The following is a 20,598-nucleotide window of genomic DNA, read 5'->3' as shown; positions in this document are numbered from 1 at the left end:
ACCTTGGAAGGAATAGGAATCTATTTCACAAAAAAAAACAAATAGATTCCTGTTTATTTTCATTATAAGCTATCCAGAAAGTCAAGGTACATCGGCACGCTTCTTTCGATCCATTCATCGGAAGAATCTCTTTCGATTCCGTAGTACACGAAAGGTTCTTTATATTCTGCTTTAATATAATCAAAAGTCAGTTCATAAGGTCTGAAAAGCTCATTCATAGTATATTTATACTCTCCGGATGCACTATACCCATCCTCATCAATTCCTGCCGTAACAGCCAATGACATTTTCTTGCCTTCCAGCTTATATCCGCTGTTACTTCCATAAGCCCAACCATATAAAACCACCTTCATCTAACCATTGTTTTAAAAGCGGCGGACTGCTGAACCAGTAAAAAGGAAACTGAAATATAATTTTATCATAGGATTCCATTATTTCCTGCTCTCTGGCGACATTGATATTTCCATCAGGATACATTTCATACAGCTGATGAACCGTATATTTTTCAGGAGATTTTTTCAGTTCTTCGATCCATCTTCTGTTGATAACAGATTTTTCAATATCCGGATGAATTACAATAATTAAGGTCTTCATAAAGTTAAATTTCTATAGCAAAAATACTATACACAGGTTACATTTCGTACATTAGCAACCTATTGTATGGTACTATAAAAAATGTAAGTAATGACTAAAATTAAGGAAACATCCACCAATTTTGCGAATAAAAAAGCCCTTGCAGATGAATGTCCGGAAATCTATACCTCCAATATGATCGGAGGACAATGGGCCCTGGCTATCTGTTGTTATCTGATCAACGGGAAAATGAGGTTTGGAGAGCTTAAAAAACGTCTTCATACGATCACAGAACGAATGCTTACCCTTCAGCTTCGCAGACTGGAAAAAGATAAAATCATCACCAGAACGGTCTTTGCTGAAGTCCCTCCCCGTGTAGAATATGAGCTTACGGAAATCGGTTACAAACTGAAACCCATTATTCTGGAGTTTGAAAAATGGGGAAAAGAGCATAAACAAATTATGGAAAACGAATAAGATTCTTATTCCGGATTAAAAAATTCTGGATCGTATTATTTTATGTAAATTTAATCCTCACAAAACCCTCAAATAATACTATGAAAAACCTGACTTTTTTCATTTCCCTCACCACAGCTGTTTTTCTCGGAACATTTGTAAACGCACAAAAAATTTCTGACGGCCAAACCCTTGAAATCAACGGAATGAGTGTTACTTTCAATATCCTCAATAAAGAGAGTATTGAATCCGGCGGAAAATCTTATGACCGTTACAAAGTTTCGGCCTCTGTGAAAAATACTTCTGATAAGCCGTATAACATCCGGCTGTCTTCTTTTCCTCAGATTGTAAGCAATATCGGGCTTGTAGAATTAGACTGTGTGAATGCGACCGGTGCCAGGCTGACCTCCAAAAAGGTCGAACTGAAAATGAAAGCCCAGATCATCAACGTTACTTATTCCGCTTATGATAAATCAGGAAAATTTACGACCAGTACTATCCCTGTAACGGGAAGTTATTATTTTGATCCCGGAGATACAATTAATGACAATGCCATCTTTATCGTTCCGCAAGGCGAAAAACCTGATGTTTCAGTAAGAAGTCTTAAGTAAAAAATAAGCCGGAAGATGATCTTCCGGCCCAATATTTTATATTCCCGCTTCTTTCCACAATGGCTTCTGTTCCAAAACTTTTGAATGAATGGGGCAGCTTTCGGCATGGGCTCCTCTCAGATATCCGGTACTCATCAGAAATTCATTCACGATCTCTCCTCCCGTAAATTTGAATGTCTTTTTGAACAGCTTCATCCATTCCTGCAGAGGTTTAGGGTGATGATGTTCCAGCCATTTTTCAAAAGAACCAAATTCTTTCTGCAGTTCAACAATAGTTCTGGCATTTTCAATGGCAGCATTTACTTTTAATTTATTTCTGATAATTCCGCTGTCATTAAGAAGTCTTTCGCGGTCTTCGTCTGTGTAAGCAGCTATTGTCTGAATATCAAAATCACTGTATGCTTTTCTGAAGCGGTCTTCCTTTTTCAGAACGGTTTCCCAGCTCAGTCCAGCCTGATTAATTTCCAAAATCAGTCTTCCGAACAATTCATTATCATCATGAATCGGAAATCCGTAATGATTATCGTGGTAATTTTTATGCAGTTCTTTCCTGCTTTCAGGCTGCATTCCGTCTATGGCTAAGCAATAACTCATTGAAGTACTATGTTTTTAATTAAAAATATTGGATAAAGATAATACACGATTGTGACAACTGTCAGTCAGGAGAGATTTTAATTTTCAAAATTTATGACCTGAATCACCTTACTGGCCGTGTATGAAAAAAATGACGGAATATTTTCTGAGAAACAGCTTAATGACCTTCAAAATATAGTCGGAAAAGATCATTGTAAACATATTGACAACTGCTCTCATTATTTATTTGTGGATCAGCAGGATGAATTTTTACAATTTAGTAAGCTAAAACTAAAATAAAGTGTAGTTTTGTGTAAATGTCAAACACAGGAATCCATATGAAGACCTATAAAGCCATCATAACGATGCTGGTATTGGCGTTTTCATTATCGCCATGCTCTGTAAAGAGAAATGTTCTTGATATTTTTGACATTCAGTACATCAGTGGTTTAAATAAGATCAAAACCACATCCGGTTATTCCAATAACTGCGATATTGCTTCCACCTCTTCCAGACTTTCCGTTTCAAAAGCTGATATCAGGTTAATAGATAAAGGTTTTTCTGATGCTGGTTCTTCAGCAAAAAATACCGGAAAAGAAAAGGTTCTTAATGAGTATTCTGGGTACGCTACCGGAAACAGCCCTCCGAAGTATATTTTATTTAAAAGACTCAAATTAAGCCTGCCCCAGGTTTAAAATACCAATCAATAGTCTTTTACAATACAATATAAAATTCAATGAAACATACTTTAAACAGCCAGTCTTCTGATTTGGCCGGCTTATATACTTTATCCCTCCGAATGGTTATCGGGTGGACTTATTTTTCTGCCTTTTGGCGCAGACTCATTCTTGAGAACAAACTCATTCCCGATGAAAAGGGGTATATCGGAGAGAAATTCAATCACTTTCTGCCTAATGCTTTAGGAATAAAACCTGTTATAGAATATCTGGTTACCCATCCTGATGCTTTGCAACGATCTATGATGATCTTTACCATTATTGAAGCCATCGTAGGATTATTTATTATTTTGGGATTATTTACCAGATTCATGAGTCTCGGGATCTTCGGACTTGCATTGGGAATCCTTCTGGGCTCAGGCTGGCTGGGGACAACCTGTGTGGATGAATGGCAGATCGGTGTCCTGGGGATAGCAGGCGGATTCGTGCTGTTCCTCACCGGAAGCGGTCCGTATTCCTTGGATCATTATTTGATCAAAAAAAATGTAAGTTTTACACATAAAAAGTGGTTTCAATGGCTGGGCTCCGGTGTTTTGCCATTCTCAAAACCAAAAGGTATTGTACTTACAGGTTCTTTATTCATTTTGGGGATTACCCTGTATACCAATCAGTATTTTCATGGAGGGGTCTGGGGCACATTGCACAATAAATCCGTACAACCTAAGATTGAAATTTCCAATATCTCTTACAATGATTCAGATTTAAAATTTGAAGTGTACAGAACTGAAGGAGCGGATGTTTATGGCTCATTTCTCATAGGCATTCATATTCTGGATCAGGACGGGAAAATTTTAAAAGAACTGAATCATCATGAACTTTCAAAATTCTCTGCAAAAGATATCCAAAACCATTATGTAGCCAGGGTGAAGCCCGGAAAACACAGTCTTGTTATTCCGCTTGGAGCAAAGGCTGATATAACAGTAGGCATCCATGATATTCTTCAAAAAAGTGAAATTTACACATTAAAGCTGATTGACATCAGTGGTATTGAATGGACAGAGAGGATCAGGTAGCATCCTTTTATATTTATAATTCAAGGTTTAAAGTGTAAGGCTCTGAGTATGATCTTTAGAAGTTGCAGCAAAGATTATTAAAGTTGGAAGATCTCATGCTTAGGTAAAGCCTGATGCTTGTTTTTATTCATAACAGAAGCGGACTAAAGTTCGCTTCTGTTGATATTTATCTATGCTTTTTCATTCTTATTTTTCAGATATCACTACATGGTAGCTGCATGAACTGTCAGGATCAAGCTTCAGGACTTTTATTTCAAATAAAACATCCAGCCCCATGGTATCGCAAACTCCCTGTATAAAAGGTTTTATGACCGGCCATTTCAACAGGTCTGCGATCTGCAGGCTCTGTGTGACTTTATGGTAACGGTCTGCTCCCTTGATCAGCAGCTCGCATTTGTGATCATTTAATTCTTTACATTCAAAATTATATTCGGGACTGGATGTAAAAATTGCTCCTATAAGTATTTTGGCTACAGCTGGAATACCCGGCTGCAGATTAGGTTTTGTTTCAAGATTTTTCATTGTCATTCTTGATCCGAGATCATACATAAAAGCACTGGAAAGCTGTTCAATAGCTTCTGCTCCGTAAAGTCTGCCAATCTGCTTGAGCATGCCTCCGTAAAAAGCTCCTGTAATATCTGACAAGCGCTGGGTGAGTTCTGTAAAAGTTCCGGGGAAAAAATCTGAAATAATCTGAGCCTGATTCATTTCAGGAAGATAGACATCCTGTTTTCTGAAATCTGATAATGCCAGATAAGTTTCCGGCAGTTGTATTTGATTCATATTTAATATTTTGTAAGTATGTTGAGATCATGGTTAAGTTAAATAAGGAAACGAAAGGCAGTATTTATAAAGCTTTCGGAAATAAGAACATTGCCTTTATTGGATATAAAAACAAAGTAAAAGGTAGCGCTTGATCAGTTGATATTAAAAACTGAATTCAGTAAAAATCCGGTACTATATTGGGAAAATCCCTTTTAAAAAAGGGTTTTGAGGGATGAGGGAATCTATTTATATTTTTTCATTTGTTCGTGTAAAGCTAGAAAAAATAATTAAACTCTCCAATAAGTGATATTATTTTTTATTTAACAAAATTAAAACTGAAAGTTATTATCTGTCATTACTTTACGGTAGAAATGACAATGAAAAAACCTTCGAAAATATCGAAGGTTTTTAATTTAAATTTAGTGCATGGCTTCACTCAAATCTATTTTTTCTTTGCTCTTTCTTTCTTTTACGAGTAAGATAAACGGAATACATATCAGGAATACGATGCCGAGGTAAAGAAATACATCCATGTAAGACAATACCGTTGCCTGCTTGGTTACTGACATATCGAGCATTTTATAGGCGGCATTCATTGCAGCATCGGGTGTCATTCCTTTAGCTACGAAACTTGCTTTCAGTGCACTCAGCCTTTGCTGAACCTCAAAACTGTTTTCATCCAGATGGGAAATTAAATTATTCCTGTATTTCTGACCTGCATTGGCAATAAAAGTTGTGATGGCTGCAATCCCGAAAGATCCCCCAAGCTGTCTCATCATTCCGGTAAAAGCTGCTCCCTGACCAATCTCCTGCCCTTTCAATGTACTTAATGACAGAGATGTGATGGGAATAAACAGTAATCCTAAACCAGCTCCCCTTACAATCAGCATCCAGAAGAATGCGTCTTTACTGGTATCCGGTGTCAGAATTTTATATCCCCAGAAACTATAGACAAAGAAGATGAACAATCCTAAAGAAACAAGGATCTGCTGTTTTGCTCCTTTTGCCAGTAATCTACCAATAATAGGCATCATGAAGGCTGTCGTTAAAGCTGCCGGAATCATCAAAGCTCCCGACTGAAGGGCCGTCCATCCTAAAATACTCTGGGTATACAATGGAACGATGAATGTGGAACCATAAAGCCCAAATCCAAGCACGAATGACATCATTGTTCCGATTCTTAAATTACTATTTTTAAGTACCCTGAGCTCAACAATCGGATATTTAAAGGTAAGCTCTCTCCAGAGGAACAATATAAATCCTAAAACTGCCGCTATTGTAAACGTGACAATCATTCCACTGGCAAACCAGTCTTCCTCATGACCTCTCTCCAGAATAAACTGTAATGAACCTACCGTTACTGCCAGCAATCCAATCCCAATCCAGTCAACATCCGAGACTTTACGTTTTTCTGCATATTTCGGACTTCTTACAAACTGAAGCGTCATCAAGGTTGCTGCAATTCCAATCGGAATATTAATATAGAAAATATAGGGCCAGCTGAAGTTATCCACGATATATCCTCCAAGCGGCGGACCCAAAGTAGGGCCGATAATTACTCCCAGACCATAGATAGCCTGAGCCATACTTCTTTTCTCAATCGGATAAGATTCCGTAATGATGGTCTGTGAAGTTACCAGTAAGGCTCCTCCCCCGATCCCCTGCATCAATCTGAAGAATACCAATTCCCAGATGTTGGTCGCATTTCCACATAAAAATGAAAATACGGTAAATATAATGATGGAAGCCGCAAAGTAATTTCTACGTCCAAACTGCTGTGAAAGCCAGCTTGTCATAGGTACGATAATTACGTTACCTATCGCATAAGCCGTAATTACCCAACCTACTTCAGAAAGCGTGGCTCCAAGATTACCCTTCATCTCATTCAAGGCAACATTGACAATCGTGGAGTCCACAATTTCAAGCAGGGCACAAAGAATCGCTGTAATCGTAATGATTACTCTCCGGGCTCCATATTCTACTAATGAATCTTGCATACGTTTTTTACGATGTAAAAAAGCCAATGGTAAATTTTGCTGCGTAGTGAACGGTGAGTTTTTTAACCCTCAGTTTTAAATTGACAGTAAAACCTCTTCCCTGTAAACAAACGAAGTTTATTGACTTTTTACAATTTTAAATGTTATTTAAGCGAAACCTCTGCTTTCACGTTCATTCCTGTTCTCAGTCTTTTTGCAATATTCTTATCAAGATTTACAAAATCTATTTTTACAGGAAGTCTCTGAACTACTTTTACGAAGTTCCCGCTGGCGTTATCCGGAGGCAGAATTGAAAAAGTGGCACCTGTAGCAGGTGAGAAAGAGCTTACAACCCCTTCAAATTCCTGGTCAGGGAAAGCATCGATCTCAATTTTCACTTTTTGCCCTTCTACCATTTTATCTACCTGTGTTTCTTTGAAATTCGCCACTACCCACTTCTGGTCATTTTTTACCAATGCAAACAACTGGGCTCCGGCCTGCAGATATTGTCCGGCCTGAGTAGGTACTTTTCCTACATAGCCATCTTCAGAAGCAAGAATTACCGTATAGGACAGGTTTAATTTTGCATTTTCAACATCTACTTCTCTTTGTTTCGCCACAGAACCGGCCACGCTTATCTGCTGAGAGCTTGCTGCTGTCTGAGATGACGCGATTGTGGTTTGCTGAGCGATTTGATTTCTCTGATCGATTAAAACCTGTAATTGCTTATCTGCAGATTGTTTTGCTGCTAAAGCCTGCTCATATTGCTGCTCTGTAATAGAATGGTCTTTTACAAGGTTGGCATACCTCTTCAAATCCTGAGAAGTTTTCCAAACATTTACTTTCGCGGCCTCTATTTGTGCATTCGCTGTGACTACAGCGGCTTGAGAAGAACTGATATTTTTTGAGGTGGCTGTGGTAGACGCTTCTGCATTTGAAATATTGCTTTTAGCAGTAGATAAAGCTGCCTGAGCCTGCTCAAGGGCCATTTTTTGGTCCCTGTTATCTAAAATAACTAAAGTATCTCCTTTTTTTACGAACTGGTTATCTTTTACTTTTACTTCAGCTACATAGCCCGATATTTTAGAAATAACGGGTGCCATATTTGAAGTAATCTGGGCATCATCAGTTTCTTCGTGGTACTGTCCGTAAGTATATGCTCTGTAACCGTAGATTCCCCCTCCGATTACGACAGCTGCTAAAATGATAGGAAAGACTAGGCTTTTTTTCTTTTTAGGTTCAACTGCTGGTGTAGTATTGTTTTCCATTTTGGTTTCGATCTGATTATTTTATTGTTAAAGTTCCTGTTGTCTGTAATAGTTTTCTATAGGCTAATGCTGCATCAGCCTTTGCATTGATCACTCCCACGTTGGCTGCAATCTGAGCTGCATCTGCATCCAGCAATTCAGTCATGGTAGCCAATCCGTTATCATATTTATTTTTTGTGATTCTGTAGTTTTCATTAGCCTGTTCAGCTGACTTTTCAAAAACAGCAATTCTCTTTTTGGAATAGTCTGTATTCTGATATTCTCTGTTGACCTCAAGCTTAATGTTGTCATTCAATAATTCATCGGTAGCTGCCAGTTGCTTTTCTCTCGCCTGGGACTGCTTCATCGATGAATTTTCTTTCCAGATATTCGATAGATTATAAGAAATCCCCACTCCTACATTCACAGCATTGTATACGGTAAGAAATTTAGGAATATCTGCCGCTACATACCCTCCGGTAAATGCTATTGAAGGAAGATTTTCTGCTTTTGCCGCTTTTGTCCCCAATTCTGCTGCTTTTCTCTGCTGAGCTAAAGCCTGTAAATCCTTACGGTTTTCTCTGGCTTCATTCACATAATAATCAACAAGTTTCACATCAGAACCTTCATCAATATAATTTTGATCCACTTCAATCTCGGTATTTTCAGGAAGTCCTAATAATAAGTCCATATTGATATTGGCAATATTGTAGTTATTTTTGGCTTCCAGTAACTGTAGTTCGATGTTTGAGGTCTGAAGGTTGGCCTTTAACCTGTCATTTCTGGCAATCAATCCGTTGTTTTCCATTTTAAGGAAAGTCTCGTCTCTCTTTTGAGAAGCGGCAAGGTTTTCTTCAAAAACCTTGATGGATTGGTTCGCCTTAAACAAGTTATTATAAGCCTGAGCCACGTTGTATGCAATCGCTATCTTGTCATTTTCAGTGCTCAGTTTGGAAGCTTCCACGAGGTATTTTGCAGACTGGATCCCATATTTGATTCTTCCTCCGCTGTAAATAGGAACACTAAGGTTGGCAGAACCATAAAGGACCTGATGAACTTCAGGGCCTCCGGCACCTGAAACGCCGGGAAGCTTAATATCAATATTGGGTTTTATGGGAAGGTACATATAGCTTCCGGAAACTTTCAATTCAGGAAGCTGTCTGTTTTTAGCTTCCAAAAGATCAGCGGTAGCCTCTTCGATCTTGGCTGCGTCGATCTTGAGATTCTTGCTGTTCTGGATTCCCAGCTGCACCGCTTCGTCAAGAGAAAGTGTTTTTTTCTCCTGAGCATTTGCATTTGCTATTCCAATGAATAATGATAATGCAATCACTGAGTTATTTATTCTCTTCATAACCTAAAAGGTCTTTTAGTAAATATTTTATATGTTTATTAAGTTCTGTGTAGTACTTTTCATCAAAAACTTCATCATCTTCCGTATCATTCAGGAATTCCTTATACATCTCTTTCGCATTGGATGCATAGAACAAGGTTCCGCTTATGGTAGCATGAAGCAGATAAATCGGTGGATTTTTAGTAAAAATACCTTTCTTCAGGCCACTTTCGAGAACCTGTGAATACATCGAGATAAAGCCCATTTTTGTCTGTTTCAGAAATTCTACAATCTGTGGATTCTCTGTATGAAGCTGTTCCCGCTGCATGATCCTGTAAAAACATTTGTGATGTCTTACCCTTCCGGAAAATTGGTCTACTATTTTTTCTATTTTCTGCCATTCATTGATGTCCGTTCTTTCTAAAATATCTTTTGAAAAAAACTGGCCCTCATTCATCCTGTATTCAACTAATTTCTCATAAAGCTTTTCCTTGGAACCAAAATAGTAAGAGATCATAGAAATGTTTACATTCGCCGCCTTGGATATTTCTCTGGTAGAAGTCCCGTCAAAACCTTTTTCTGCAAAAAGTTTTTCAGCAGCAAATAGTATATTTTCTTCTTTTGAAATCATATCACTTCCATTTTTCAGGGCGCAAATTTACATCAATTTCCAATAAAATCAAACGATTGATTGATTTTTTAATATAGATTTAATTTATTAATAACAGAAGGTATTCTCTATGAAAGACATACACCTGCAAAAAAGGAAACCATTAATATATTATTTTAAGCCTTTAAAATGTATTTCAGAGATTAGAGTTTTATTTTAAAATTGAAAAATGAAACAAAAAAAGCATTACATTTATTCACTTTAAAAATTTAGATCATGAAAAAATTAATATCAATTTTAGCGATTGGCCTGTTTACGGTAAGTTATGCTCAGGAAAAACCTAAAGAAGGTGGATGCTGTGCGGGAAAAGACAAAAAGGAATGTTCGGTGAAAGATAAAAAAGCCAGTTCCGATGCTCATCATAAAAACTGTGATGCCAAAACAAAAACAGCTGAAAGCACCCTTAAAAAAGATAAAAAAGCAGCGAAAGTAACAAAATCTGCCTGATTCTAAAATAAAGGCACCAGCCATTGCCGGTGCTTTTTTATGAGTTCTTATGGATATATCTCGACAATTTGATCCCAAGATCCGTCCATACAATTTTAGGGTTTCCGTTTCTTGTTAAATGCAGATCGGCAGTATTAATCTCTTCCAGAATACTTTCAATATTGGCGCCACTGATAAATTTTGAAAATCCGCCCCAGTTGAACCCGTCAGCATTGATCTTTTTATATACCAGATCTTCAGACTGATAATTTTGAAGTAATGCCAGGCGGAAAATCTCAGAACAATAATTTAAAAAGTTCTTCTGTTTTTCCCGGTTCCATCCAGCAATTTCTCTGGCCCAAAAAATAATACTTTTAAGATATGCCGGTTTCTTCTTGACCATAAACGCATCACGAACCCACTGCACAAAAAGTTTTTCAAATTCATTGATTTTATCTCCTGAATTCAATAGTTTCACAGCATCATTAAGGTCTCCCTGGGATTCATGAACCATTTCTCTGACCTTTTCTTCGGAAAGCGAATACTTCTGCTTAAGATATTTCCCAAGATCATCATCATTAATCCTAGGAACTTCCACAATCTGCGTCCGGGAAAGAATCGTAGGAAGAATATCATTGGTATTTTCTGCGGTAAGAAGTATAATTGTTCTTGCCGGCGGTTCTTCCAGAAATTTCAAAAATTTATTGGAGGCAGCAACATTCATTTTATCCGCCCTCCAAACAATGAGAATTTTGGTTCCTCCTTCAAAGCTTTTCAATGAAAATTTCTGATTCTGGTCATCCACTTCATCGGCAGAAATAAAAAGCTGCTTGTTTTCAGATTCTAAAAAAGCCGTCCAGTCGTCATAGCTCGAATAAGGGGAACTCAGGATCATTTCTCTGAACTCTTCAAACTTATTCTTACTTAAAGAATTTTTATTATCTGTAAAAACAGGAAAACTAAAGTGCAGATCCAGGTGGTTAAGATGTTCAACCTTAGAAGCGGCATGCGCATTTTCCTGATTAAAAATCTCCTTGGCGTATGCCAATACCACAGGCAGTGTACCATATCCTTCTTTTCCTACAAAAAGTTGGGCATGGCTCACTCTATTTTCAGCGATGCTTTCTCTCAGAAGTTTTTTCAGATTTTCCTGTCCGGCTATGTTCTCCCAATTCATGTCCCAAAGATAAAAAATCTTATTTCAATTTATAAAATTAACTCTGTTTAATATCATATAAAAACTACGGTTTTGATTTTTACTGGGTGCAGATCCCTATTATAGGTGACATCAATAATGTAATTAGAATAAATTTTAAATTAAATTGTGTACAATGTAATTTTCAGCAATACATTTGCATGGTTGTTTGTTATCTAATTTACTTAGCTACTCAACTCACCGTCATCATCATTTAAATAAATAAAAATGGATAAACAATCTGAACAGAAAATAAGGGAGGTATTCCAACAACAAAAGGCTTTCTTTAAAACCAATCAAACGAAAGACATTGAATTCAGAAAATCACAGGTAAGAAAGTTCCGTGATGTATTTTCAAGCCATACCGATGCGCTCTGTGATGCTTTGCAAACTGATTTGGGAAAAAGCAGAAAGGAAGCGGAATATGTTGAAATACAAATTGTACTTAGCGAGCTTGATTATCTTCTGGAAAATATAGAGGAATGGTCTAAACCGACTCCCGCAGCATCTAAACCACATCCTTCAGGTGCTAAAGTGGAAAGTAAGATAATAGATGAACCTTATGGGGTTACCTATATTATCGGCCCTTTCAACTACCCGGTACAATTAACATTCAGTCCGCTTATAGGAGCATTGATTGCCGGAAACACAGCGGTTATAAAGCCTTCAGAAAATACGCCTCACGTTGCTGAAGTTCTTGAAGATATCGTGAAAGCATCTTTTGATGAATCTTACGTTGCAGTGGTTCAGGGAGCTGTTGAGGAAAATACCCTGTTATTAAGTCTTCCTTTCGATTATATTTTCTTTACGGGAAGCCCGCATGTTGGAAAGATCGTAATGAAAGCTGCTGCAGAACAGTTAATTCCTTTAACGTTGGAACTTGGAGGGAAGTCTCCCACCATTGTTCATTCTGATGCAGACTTAGATAAGGCTGTAGAAAGAATATCTTACGGAAAATGGATTAATTGCGGGCAAACCTGCGTTGCTCCTGACTACATCTACATTCATGAGTCTGTGAAGGACGCCTTTATTGAGAAGTTTAAAAGCTATTTACAGGCTCATTATCCTGACGGATCTTTAGGCAAAATAGGTAAGATCGTCAGTCAGAATCAGATTAAAAATCTTGCAAAATATCTTGAAGCGGCTCAGGAAAAAGTAATCTATGGCGGAGGCTATGATCTCGACACCCGTCATTTTGAAGCGACGCTCATGGATGCTGTCAGTTGGAATGATCTCGTTATGCAGCAGGAAATTTTCGGGCCTATCCTTCCTGTTATGACCTATCATGATATTGACGAAGCGCTGGAAGAAATCAATAACCGTCCCAAGCCGTTGGCCTTGTACATCTTCACAGAAAACCAGGCATTTGCAGATAGTGTTTTAAGCCGTACAACTAGTGGGGATGCAGAAATCAACAGTACCATTATTCATGTAGGTTCTCATTATCTTCCCTTTGGAGGAGTAGGAACTTCGGGAATGGGAAAATACCATGGAAAGTTCAGTTTTAAAACCTTCAGCCACAGCCGGTCAGTACTTCAGGTGAAATAATTTTCATCGCTTCTGTCCAGCAAAAAAAGACCATTCTTATCCGCTGAATGGTTCTTTTTTACATAATAGAATAGCCAGATGTATTCATAAAAATTTGCATTTTCCGTGTAAAGAACGGCCCTTAACAAACTTTAACCACATATAATTTTTACAATTCATTAATATTTAAGATATTTGCGCATTGTTTTAAAAATAAAGAATGAAAAAAATCTTTGTAGTATCATTCATATCAGTTGGATACTTCCTAAATGCACAGAGTTTAAGCAACTCTCCTTATGCAGCATATGGAATTGGAGATGTAAAATATGATAATACGATCGAAACTACTTCAATGGGAGGTATATCAACCGCTTTTATAAGTGATTTTACAAGTAGTTTCAATTTTGCTAACCCGGCCAATAATGCCAATTTCGAACTTACAAGTATCAGATTGGAAGCTACCAACGAAAACAATTATTTCAAATCGAATTATAACGATAAGAAATCTACAAAACATTCTACGTATCTTTCTAATATTGCTTTGGCATTTCCTTTATCACCAAAAGTGAAAATGGGACTTTCTTATCAGCCTTACAGTTCTAAAAGTTATGATGTAGTGAATCCTGAAACACTTTCAGACAAGGATATCTACCAGAACCGTTTTAAAGGAGGAGGTACATTAAATACCGCACAGGTTGCAGTATCTTACAAAATTAATCAGGAATTATCGGTAGGGGCAAGAGCCAATCTTTATTTTGGAGATCTATATGACCTTAATGAATTAGTTACATCAAATGCGGAGTACGTTAATGGCTATGAAACTAAAAACAGGGTCAGAAACTTTAACTTTACACTGGGTACCAGTTATCAGAAATTAAATACCCGTACGGATAAGAAACTGACTATCGGGGCTACAGCTACTTTTGGAAATACCAGCAATATGACAACTGAGTATATCAACAGTACATATCGATTTGCTGATGCTGCAGGAACAAAAACGGATGAAACCATCCTGGAACAGAAAACAACAAGTTCAAAAAACCTTCTTCCATTACAGGCTTCTTTCGGGGTAGGATACGGAAGTGAAAATCACTGGTTCCTTTCCGGACAGGTTGATTATAAAAAGGGAGAAGACATCTCTTATTTTGGCAAGACCTTTGATTTCCAGGATACCTACAGGGTTTCTGCCGGAGGATGGTATCTTCCCAACTACAATAACTTCAGAAATTATTTCTCAAGAGTGATCTACCGATATGGAGCATTCTATGAAAGAGGTAATCTTAAAATAGACGGTAACAGCATCAATAAGTTTGGTATTTCAGCCGGTGTAATGCTTCCGTTCAAAACCAGCAGTATCACAAGAATGAGCGGTCTTGAAATTGGAGTAGAACTTGGAAAGAGAGGTACACTTAAAGATAACCTGATCAATCAGAATTTCATCAACCTGAGAATCGGCTTTAATTTTGCTGATAAATGGTTCAGAAAGACTCTTTATAACTAGAATGAATTTTTCAAAAAAAATATCATATAAAAATATAGCATGCCTTTTTAGTTGTGCTATATTTTTTATATTGACATCCTGTGAAGAAGATCTTACCAAAAATAAAGGTAACCAAAGCAAGAACTTTCCCTCACAGATCATTAACAACGCTGATATTATCCAGCGTGATTCCGGCTTTGTGACCTTAAAGGCCAAAGCTCCCATCATTGAAAAATATGAGCTTATTGACAGCCCGTATGTCGTAGCCAGAAAAGGAATTAATATTGAATTTTTTGACAAAAAGAAACCCAAAATTCCCGGAAAAATTACCGCCAAATACGCCCGTATTTTTGAATATAAAAAATTCTATGAGGCAAAGGGCGATGTGAGGATTACCACCAATGAAGGACAAAGATTTGCCATGCAGAGCATTTACTGGGACCAGAGAAAAAACAGGATCTATACCAAAGATACCGTGTATGTTACCATGGAAGACGGATCTACTTTAGTGGGAGCCAATGGAATGACTGCTAAAGACGACTTTTCTGAATATACTTTTTATAACAATTCAGGAGACTTTAGTTCAAAACGGATTTCAGAAAATAAAAAATAGCTCCTATACTAATGAAAACTCTTGCTATTGGACTGATGTCCGGGACAAGTTTGGACGGCTTGGATATCTGTCTTGCTGAATTTGAAAAACAAAACAGCTGGACCTTTCAGATCCTGAAAGCAGAGACCCTTCCCTACTCTAAAGACTGGGAAAACAGACTTAGGACCTCTGTTCATCTTTCTGCAGAAGAATTGCTGGAACTGCACTCGGAATACGGTTTTTATCTTGGCCGGCAGGTCAAAGATTTCATCGGAAAATATCAGCTTGAAAATATCCACCTGATCGCTTCACATGGCCATACCGTTTTTCATCAGCCTCAAAGAAAATTTACGCTTCAGATAGGCGACGGCAGAGCTATTAAGCTGGAAACCGGATTGCCTGTGATCTATGATTTCAGAAGTCAGGATGTCCTGATGAAAGGAAACGGCGCTCCTTTGGTTCCTGTAGGTGATGAACTTCTTTTTTCAGAATATGATGCCTGTCTTAATCTGGGTGGATTTTCCAATATTTCCTTAAGGCTGAACGATCAAAGAATTGCCTTTGATATTGCACCGGTCAATATTATCCTGAACAGATTGGCAGAAAGGCTGAACCAGAGTTTCGACAACAACGGAAACCTGGCAAAAGAAGGGAAGATAGATGAAGAACTGCTGAAGAAGCTCAATTCTTTAGATTTCTATACCCAATCCCATCCCAAATCTTTAGGAATAGAATGGTGCAGTCAGTTTATATTTCCGCTGCTTGAAAACAGAGAGCCGGTAGATTCACTAGCGACAATGACTGAACATATTGCCCAGCAGATTTCAAAGGCGATCAATGAGCATCATAGTAAGAATATCCTTTTCACCGGCGGCGGCACTTATAACACTTTTCTGATTGACAAAATAAAATCGAAAACAGCCTCTGAAATCATCATTCCCAAAAAAGAAATTATTGATTATAAGGAAGCATTAATTTTTGCCTTTATGGGAGTCTTAAAAATGAATAGCGAAATCAATGTCCTCTCCTCGGCTACAGGAAGTACATCCGACCATTGTTCGGGAGTTATGGCGTAGAAAAAGGAACATTCCAACATAAAAAAAACCTTCATTGCTGAAGGTTTTTCTTTATTTATTTGTAAGCTTCAATCTTATCTGTCAATGTATTAATAAAGTTTTGTAATGGTTTTTCTACCATCATTTTGATGAATGGGTTAAATTTCCCTTCAAAAATCATCTGTACCTCTGTCTGGTTTTCGCTGATAGGGTTCAATGTTGCTGTTAATGAAAAATCTAAACTTGAACTTGCAGATCTCAAAACCGCTTTATGATCGTCTACTTCATCTATTTTTAACGCAATTTCCGGCATTCCCTGTAATCCGAATTTAAACCCGTTGTCTCTTGTTTCAAATTTCTGAAGGCCATCCGGCATGAAATCTTTATAGTTTTCCGGGGACTTCAGTAATTCTGTTAGCTCTTTAGATGATTTATTGACAATAATCTTTCGTCCTTCTAAATTCATTTTTTATTTTTGTATTTAAATTCTTAATTCTTACAAATGTATAAAGTTTTTGTGAACGAAAAAAAATTATTACTATCTAAGCATCCTGAGGAACTTGAAAAAAACCTTGGGTATGAAGGTTTCACAACTTTAGAGATAGCATTAGATCTTTTAGAGAACACTTCTGTAAATGAACTCAATGTTTTTGGTGAGAATATTGATGAGATCTGGCTGGAATTTCAGAAGCTGTTCAGAATCATAGAAGCAGCCGGAGGAATTGTGAGTAACCCCGAAGGTGATGTCCTCTTCATCAAAAGACTCGGAAAATGGGATCTTCCAAAGGGTAAAATGGAAAAAGGGGAATCTCAGGAAGAATCTGCTGTAAGGGAAATCGAAGAAGAAACCGGATTGAAGGAGGTAGAGCTTGTAAAATTCATCAACACCACCTATCATATTTATGTGGAAAGGAATGGCGATAAAATATTAAAATGCACCCATTGGTTTGAAATGAATTTCAATGGCGAAGACACTTCCAAGCCACAGATCGAAGAAGGAATTACTGAAGTAGCCTGGAAAAACACCTCCCAAATAGAGGAAGAAGTTTTCCCAAGTACATTTAAAAATATCAAACTGATTGTAAAAGAATTCTGGAAATCAAAGAAATAGATGTTTGGGCGAAGTTCAAAAAAATGAAGCTGGAAGTTACTCCTCAATAGTCGACTTCTGGCGGTCATTTAACAAGACCGTTATTAAAATTAAAAAAAAGGATAACGATTCGTTTTCAAGAACTTCTCTCCCCCAGCCTCGGCTTTTCCCGATTAAAAGTACAAGACTAGAGAAAATCAATCACCTTTTCTAAAGCGATTCCCCTGGAACCTTTCAACAGGATATTTTCAGATTGAACGGATCTTTGTTTTAAATAGTCTATCAATGCTGAAGTATCTTCAAAAGAAAGATTTGAAGGGTTAACTGCTTTAAAATGCTTTCCTACAGTAATAATTTCATCAAAATTTAAATCCTGAGCCAGTTTTAAAATATTTTGATGTTCTATTTCACTTTCGATACCCAATTCCAGCATATCACCGATAATGATCGTTTTCGTTCCTTCAAAGCTGATGAAATTATTCAATGAAGCGACCATAGAGCTTGGATTGGCATTATACGTATCCAGCACCAATGTCCTGTTTTCTTTTTTTACAACCTGTGAACGCATATTCGTAGGAATGTAATGTTCGACAGCATGTTTTATTTTTTCAAAGCTGATTCCGAAATGAAGACCAAGGCTCGCCGCTGCACAAAGATTGGTAAAATTATAGTTTCCTGTCAGTTTTGAAAGAGCTTTTTCCCCCTGATAGGTCAGTCCTACAAAATAATCTTCCGAAAATGATTCAAAGTGGTAATCCGACTCTTTTTTTCCAAAACTAATGACCGGTGAATAGCCTTGGGTTTTTTCTACCTGAACAGGATCATTTTCATTCACGACGATCGTCTGATGATGGCTTTTCAGATAATCATACAATTCTGATTTACCTTTGATCACCCCTTCAAAACCACCAAAGCCTTCCAAATGAGCTTTCCCGAAGTTGGTAATATATCCGAAATCAGGCTGGGAAATCGTACACAAAAACTCTATTTCCTTCTGATGGTTGGCTCCCATTTCTATAACAGCAATCTCATGTTCAGGACGAACAGAAAGAATAGTCAATGGAACTCCAATGTGATTATTTAAATTACCAAACGTATACTGAACACTGAACTTTTCTGAAAGCACGGCATGGATCAGTTCTTTGGTTGTCGTTTTCCCATTACTGCCGGTAAGGCCTATAAAAGGAATGCTTAGCTTATTTCTATGGTATATTGCCAGCTGTTGTAAAAACTCAAGCGTAGAAGGAACATAGAAAATATTTTTATCTTTATTTTCAAACTCCTGAAGCTCTACAATGACTGCCAAAGCCCCCTCATTAATCGCTTTTTCTGCTAACGTTGCGGCGTTGAAGTTTTCACCGGAAAAGGCAAAGAAAATATCATTCTGTGCTATTTTTCTACTGTCGATCGTTACTTTACCTGCTTGTAAAAACAAAGGATAAAACTGTTCTATATTCATGATTCAAAAATAAAAAACCTTCCGAAAATCCGGAAGGTTTTTTATAAGTATTTTTTGATAAATATTATCTTCTTGTTCTGCTCTTGTCGTTTGTTCTTGCATCCTGTGCTACACGGAATCCAATCCAACCGTAAGATTTATTCTGATTTTTATATCTTCTCTGCCCTGGATCTAACCAATAAGCAGTATCCTGCCAAGAACCTCCTTTTATAACTCTCACATCATTAGAGATGGAAGAAGTTCTGTCTCTGGTATCTTTCTGCATCTTCACTCTACCATTGGCATCTACAACGAAGCTCTTACGAGGAGCATTGTACATATCGAATGAAGCCGAATCACCTTCTTTTCTATATTCTAAAGAAGATTGTCTGTCACCGTCTCTATAGTTTCTGTAATCAGCAATCGTTTGTCTTTCAAATTGTCCCGGAAGTCCTCTGTAAACTAATCTTCCGTCAGCCAGAGTATCATATTTGATCGTTCCTTCATCAATCATCTTATAAGTTCCGTCGCCGTTTCTTACAATAGCCTGAGGCATATTCCCTCTGTAGTAGTTGAAGTCATTGTAATCTTCATCGATAATAGGTCTGTAAACATCCGCTGTCCATTCGGCAACGTTTCCATACATACCATATACACCTAAGTCGTTGGATGGATATTGTCTTACATCTGAAGTCTGTGCAGATCCGTCATTTTTCCATCCTGCAATCCCTGAATAGTCACCTTTACCCATTTTAAAGTTTTCAAGGAACATTCCTCTCTCCTTTCCTTTGGTACCTCTTAATTTTTCAATTTCAGGTTTCTTACCTAAGTATTGGTTATATTCTCTGTTTTTAGCCATACCCAGTGCTGCGTATTCCCATTCAACTTCAGTAGGAAGTCTGAATTTCTGTACCATTGCGGCATTAGGAGCTCTGTTTGCAGCAAGAAGCCTCTGATTAGTGGTTTTAAGACCTGTTTTCTGCTGCATTCTTTGTTCGTTAATGTATCCTTGCATTTCAGGATCATTGGCCTTGAATTTATCCATGTTGAATGCTGTTCCTCCCTGGTTATTGGATTCGTTGATGTACAAATCTTTAGCAATAATACCAGCGTTCATCAAAGCTTTTTCATTTGCTCTGTCTGTCAGCCATTCACAATATCTGTTTGCTTGAGTCCAAGATACTCCTACTACCGGATAGTAATCGAATTCCGGAGAACGCAGATAAGTTTCGTTATAATCGTTTCTAGCTAATTTGTTGTCCCATAATAAGGTATCCGGCAAAGCACCGTTGTAGATTTCCTTAAAGCTGGGATCACTTGGTGGGAATACGTACTTCAACCATGTAAGGTATTCGCGGTATTCATAGTTTGTAATCTCAGTTTCTCCGATAAAGAATGAACTTACCTGCATTCTGCGAGGCGTATTATTCCAATCGTGCATAACATCATCTTTCACTAATCCCATTGTAAAAGTTCCACCTTCTACATATACCATTCCCGGCCAACCTTTCTGCTTCTGTTGCTTTCCTGCAAAAAACCAACCCTGTTTTTCGTTTGGTTTCCAACCTGTTTTACTGACAAATTTTTTGGTACCGCCACCTTTGCTGGTTCCTGATCCGCCACAGCTGGTTAATGCAAGTGTAGAACTTAATGCTATTAATGAAAACAACTTTAGTTTTTTCATAGTCGATATAAATATTTTCAAGAGTACAAAGAAAAAATAAATTATTCAATAAATCAAATAAAGATTTGATTTTTTTGAAAAACGTTAACAAATTAATTTTATTGTATCGCAATTTAATTATAAAATTTTCATTTATTTTGTAATTTAGAAATTTCAACAA

20 protein-coding genes and 1 pseudogene are annotated in these 20,598 nt (G+C 37.4%); 10 read left to right on the top strand and 11 right to left on the bottom strand.

Annotated elements, in window-relative coordinates; genetic code table 11:
- Nucleotides 1-62 precede the first annotated feature (62 nt).
- Nucleotides 63-594 (bottom strand): annotated as a pseudogene (locus MUW56_RS16395) (NAD(P)H-dependent oxidoreductase).
- 90 nt (nt 595-684) lie between these two features.
- Between MUW56_RS16395 and MUW56_RS16390 the strand changes: the two are divergent.
- A complete protein-coding gene (locus MUW56_RS16390; RefSeq protein WP_292014191.1) occupies nt 685-1,050 on the top strand; it encodes a helix-turn-helix domain-containing protein in 366 nt (121 codons plus the stop codon).
- An 80-nt stretch (nt 1,051-1,130) separates the two neighbouring features.
- Nucleotides 1,131-1,640, top strand: a complete 510-nt coding sequence (locus MUW56_RS16385) for a hypothetical protein (protein ID WP_292014190.1) — start codon at nt 1,131-1,133, stop codon at nt 1,638-1,640.
- A 36-nt stretch (nt 1,641-1,676) separates the two neighbouring features.
- Here the strand turns inward: MUW56_RS16385 and MUW56_RS16380 are convergent, their stop codons facing one another.
- A complete protein-coding gene (locus tag MUW56_RS16380) occupies nt 1,677-2,234 on the bottom strand; it encodes a DNA-3-methyladenine glycosylase I (RefSeq protein WP_292014189.1) in 558 nt (185 codons plus the stop codon).
- Nucleotides 2,235-2,551: 317 nt separating this feature from the next.
- Here MUW56_RS16380 and MUW56_RS16375 point away from each other — a divergent pair, with 317 nt between their 5' ends.
- Together MUW56_RS16375 and MUW56_RS16370 are read left to right on the top strand one after the other, a co-directional pair.
- Entirely contained in the window at nt 2,552-2,908 is a 357-nt protein-coding gene (locus tag MUW56_RS16375; protein WP_292014188.1) for a hypothetical protein, read from the top strand.
- 41 nt (nt 2,909-2,949) lie between these two features.
- Nucleotides 2,950-3,963 (top strand): TQO small subunit DoxD, encoded by a 1,014-nt coding sequence (locus MUW56_RS16370; RefSeq protein ID WP_292014187.1) that lies wholly within the window; start codon nt 2,950-2,952, stop codon nt 3,961-3,963.
- A gap of 186 nt (nt 3,964-4,149) precedes the next feature.
- Here MUW56_RS16370 and MUW56_RS16365 read toward each other — a convergent pair whose 3' ends face one another.
- The 5 genes from MUW56_RS16365 to MUW56_RS16345 all read right to left on the bottom strand — a co-directional run bounded on the left by MUW56_RS16365 (nt 4,150) and on the right by MUW56_RS16345 (nt 9,912).
- Nucleotides 4,150-4,746, bottom strand: a complete 597-nt coding sequence (locus MUW56_RS16365; RefSeq protein ID WP_292014186.1) for a hypothetical protein — start codon at nt 4,744-4,746, stop codon at nt 4,150-4,152.
- Between the two features lie 401 nt (nt 4,747-5,147).
- Nucleotides 5,148-6,725, bottom strand: a complete 1,578-nt coding sequence (locus MUW56_RS16360; RefSeq protein WP_292014185.1) for a DHA2 family efflux MFS transporter permease subunit — start codon at nt 6,723-6,725, stop codon at nt 5,148-5,150.
- A gap of 143 nt (nt 6,726-6,868) precedes the next feature.
- Nucleotides 6,869-7,972, bottom strand: coding sequence for an HlyD family secretion protein (locus tag MUW56_RS16355; RefSeq protein ID WP_292014184.1), 1,104 nt, complete (start codon nt 7,970-7,972; stop codon nt 6,869-6,871).
- A gap of 16 nt (nt 7,973-7,988) precedes the next feature.
- Nucleotides 7,989-9,302, bottom strand: a complete 1,314-nt coding sequence (locus MUW56_RS16350) for a TolC family protein (RefSeq protein ID WP_292014183.1) — start codon at nt 9,300-9,302, stop codon at nt 7,989-7,991.
- Nucleotides 9,286-9,912, bottom strand: coding sequence for a TetR/AcrR family transcriptional regulator (locus tag MUW56_RS16345; protein ID WP_292014182.1), 627 nt, complete (start codon nt 9,910-9,912; stop codon nt 9,286-9,288). The genes MUW56_RS16350 and MUW56_RS16345 overlap by 17 nt, the downstream gene beginning before the upstream one ends.
- A 255-nt stretch (nt 9,913-10,167) precedes the next feature.
- Here MUW56_RS16345 and MUW56_RS16340 point away from each other — a divergent pair, with 255 nt between their 5' ends.
- On the top strand, nt 10,168-10,398 hold the full coding sequence (locus MUW56_RS16340) for a hypothetical protein (RefSeq protein ID WP_292014181.1): 231 nt from the start codon (nt 10,168-10,170) through the stop codon (nt 10,396-10,398).
- Nucleotides 10,399-10,435: 37 nt separating this feature from the next.
- On the opposite strand, the gene MUW56_RS16335 is transcribed toward MUW56_RS16340, so the two are convergent.
- A complete protein-coding gene (locus MUW56_RS16335) occupies nt 10,436-11,554 on the bottom strand; it encodes a DNA polymerase III subunit delta' (RefSeq protein ID WP_292014180.1) in 1,119 nt (372 codons plus the stop codon).
- Between the two features lie 246 nt (nt 11,555-11,800).
- Here MUW56_RS16335 and mdlD point away from each other — a divergent pair, with 246 nt between their 5' ends.
- From mdlD to MUW56_RS16315, 4 genes are all read left to right on the top strand, one after another.
- A complete protein-coding gene (mdlD, locus tag MUW56_RS16330; RefSeq protein ID WP_292014179.1) occupies nt 11,801-13,120 on the top strand; it encodes an NAD(P)-dependent benzaldehyde dehydrogenase MdlD in 1,320 nt (439 codons plus the stop codon).
- A gap of 199 nt (nt 13,121-13,319) precedes the next feature.
- Entirely contained in the window at nt 13,320-14,600 is a 1,281-nt protein-coding gene (locus tag MUW56_RS16325; RefSeq protein ID WP_292014178.1) for a hypothetical protein, read from the top strand.
- A 1-nt stretch (nt 14,601) separates the two neighbouring features.
- Nucleotides 14,602-15,192 carry an LPS export ABC transporter periplasmic protein LptC gene (lptC, locus tag MUW56_RS16320; RefSeq protein WP_292014177.1) on the top strand — a complete coding sequence of 197 codons (591 nt, stop codon included), beginning with the start codon at nt 14,602-14,604 and terminating at the stop codon, nt 15,190-15,192.
- 11 nt (nt 15,193-15,203) lie between these two features.
- A complete protein-coding gene (locus MUW56_RS16315; protein WP_292014176.1) occupies nt 15,204-16,247 on the top strand; it encodes an anhydro-N-acetylmuramic acid kinase in 1,044 nt (347 codons plus the stop codon).
- 55 nt (nt 16,248-16,302) lie between these two features.
- Here the strand turns inward: MUW56_RS16315 and MUW56_RS16310 are convergent, their stop codons facing one another.
- Nucleotides 16,303-16,692, bottom strand: coding sequence for an SRPBCC family protein (locus tag MUW56_RS16310; protein WP_292014175.1), 390 nt, complete (start codon nt 16,690-16,692; stop codon nt 16,303-16,305).
- Nucleotides 16,693-16,728: 36 nt separating this feature from the next.
- Between MUW56_RS16310 and MUW56_RS16305 the strand changes: the two genes are divergently transcribed.
- Nucleotides 16,729-17,337 carry an NUDIX domain-containing protein gene (locus MUW56_RS16305; RefSeq protein ID WP_292014174.1) on the top strand — a complete coding sequence of 203 codons (609 nt, stop codon included), beginning with the start codon at nt 16,729-16,731 and terminating at the stop codon, nt 17,335-17,337.
- A gap of 166 nt (nt 17,338-17,503) precedes the next feature.
- Here the strand turns inward: MUW56_RS16305 and murF are convergent, their stop codons facing one another.
- The gene (murF, locus tag MUW56_RS16300; RefSeq protein WP_292014173.1) at nt 17,504-18,775 is read right to left on the bottom strand and encodes a UDP-N-acetylmuramoyl-tripeptide--D-alanyl-D-alanine ligase; all 1,272 of its coding nucleotides are present in this window, start codon (nt 18,773-18,775) and stop codon (nt 17,504-17,506) included.
- A gap of 64 nt (nt 18,776-18,839) precedes the next feature.
- Nucleotides 18,840-20,438, bottom strand: coding sequence for a gliding motility lipoprotein GldJ (gene gldJ, locus MUW56_RS16295; protein WP_292014172.1), 1,599 nt, complete (start codon nt 20,436-20,438; stop codon nt 18,840-18,842).
- Nucleotides 20,439-20,598: the final 160 nt, after the last annotated feature.

The organism is Chryseobacterium sp. (assembly GCF_022869225.1).
Classification (GTDB): domain Bacteria; phylum Bacteroidota; class Bacteroidia; order Flavobacteriales; family Weeksellaceae; genus Chryseobacterium.
The sequence above is the reverse complement of the archived record's forward strand: the minus strand, read 5'-3'. Positions and strand labels throughout refer to the sequence as shown.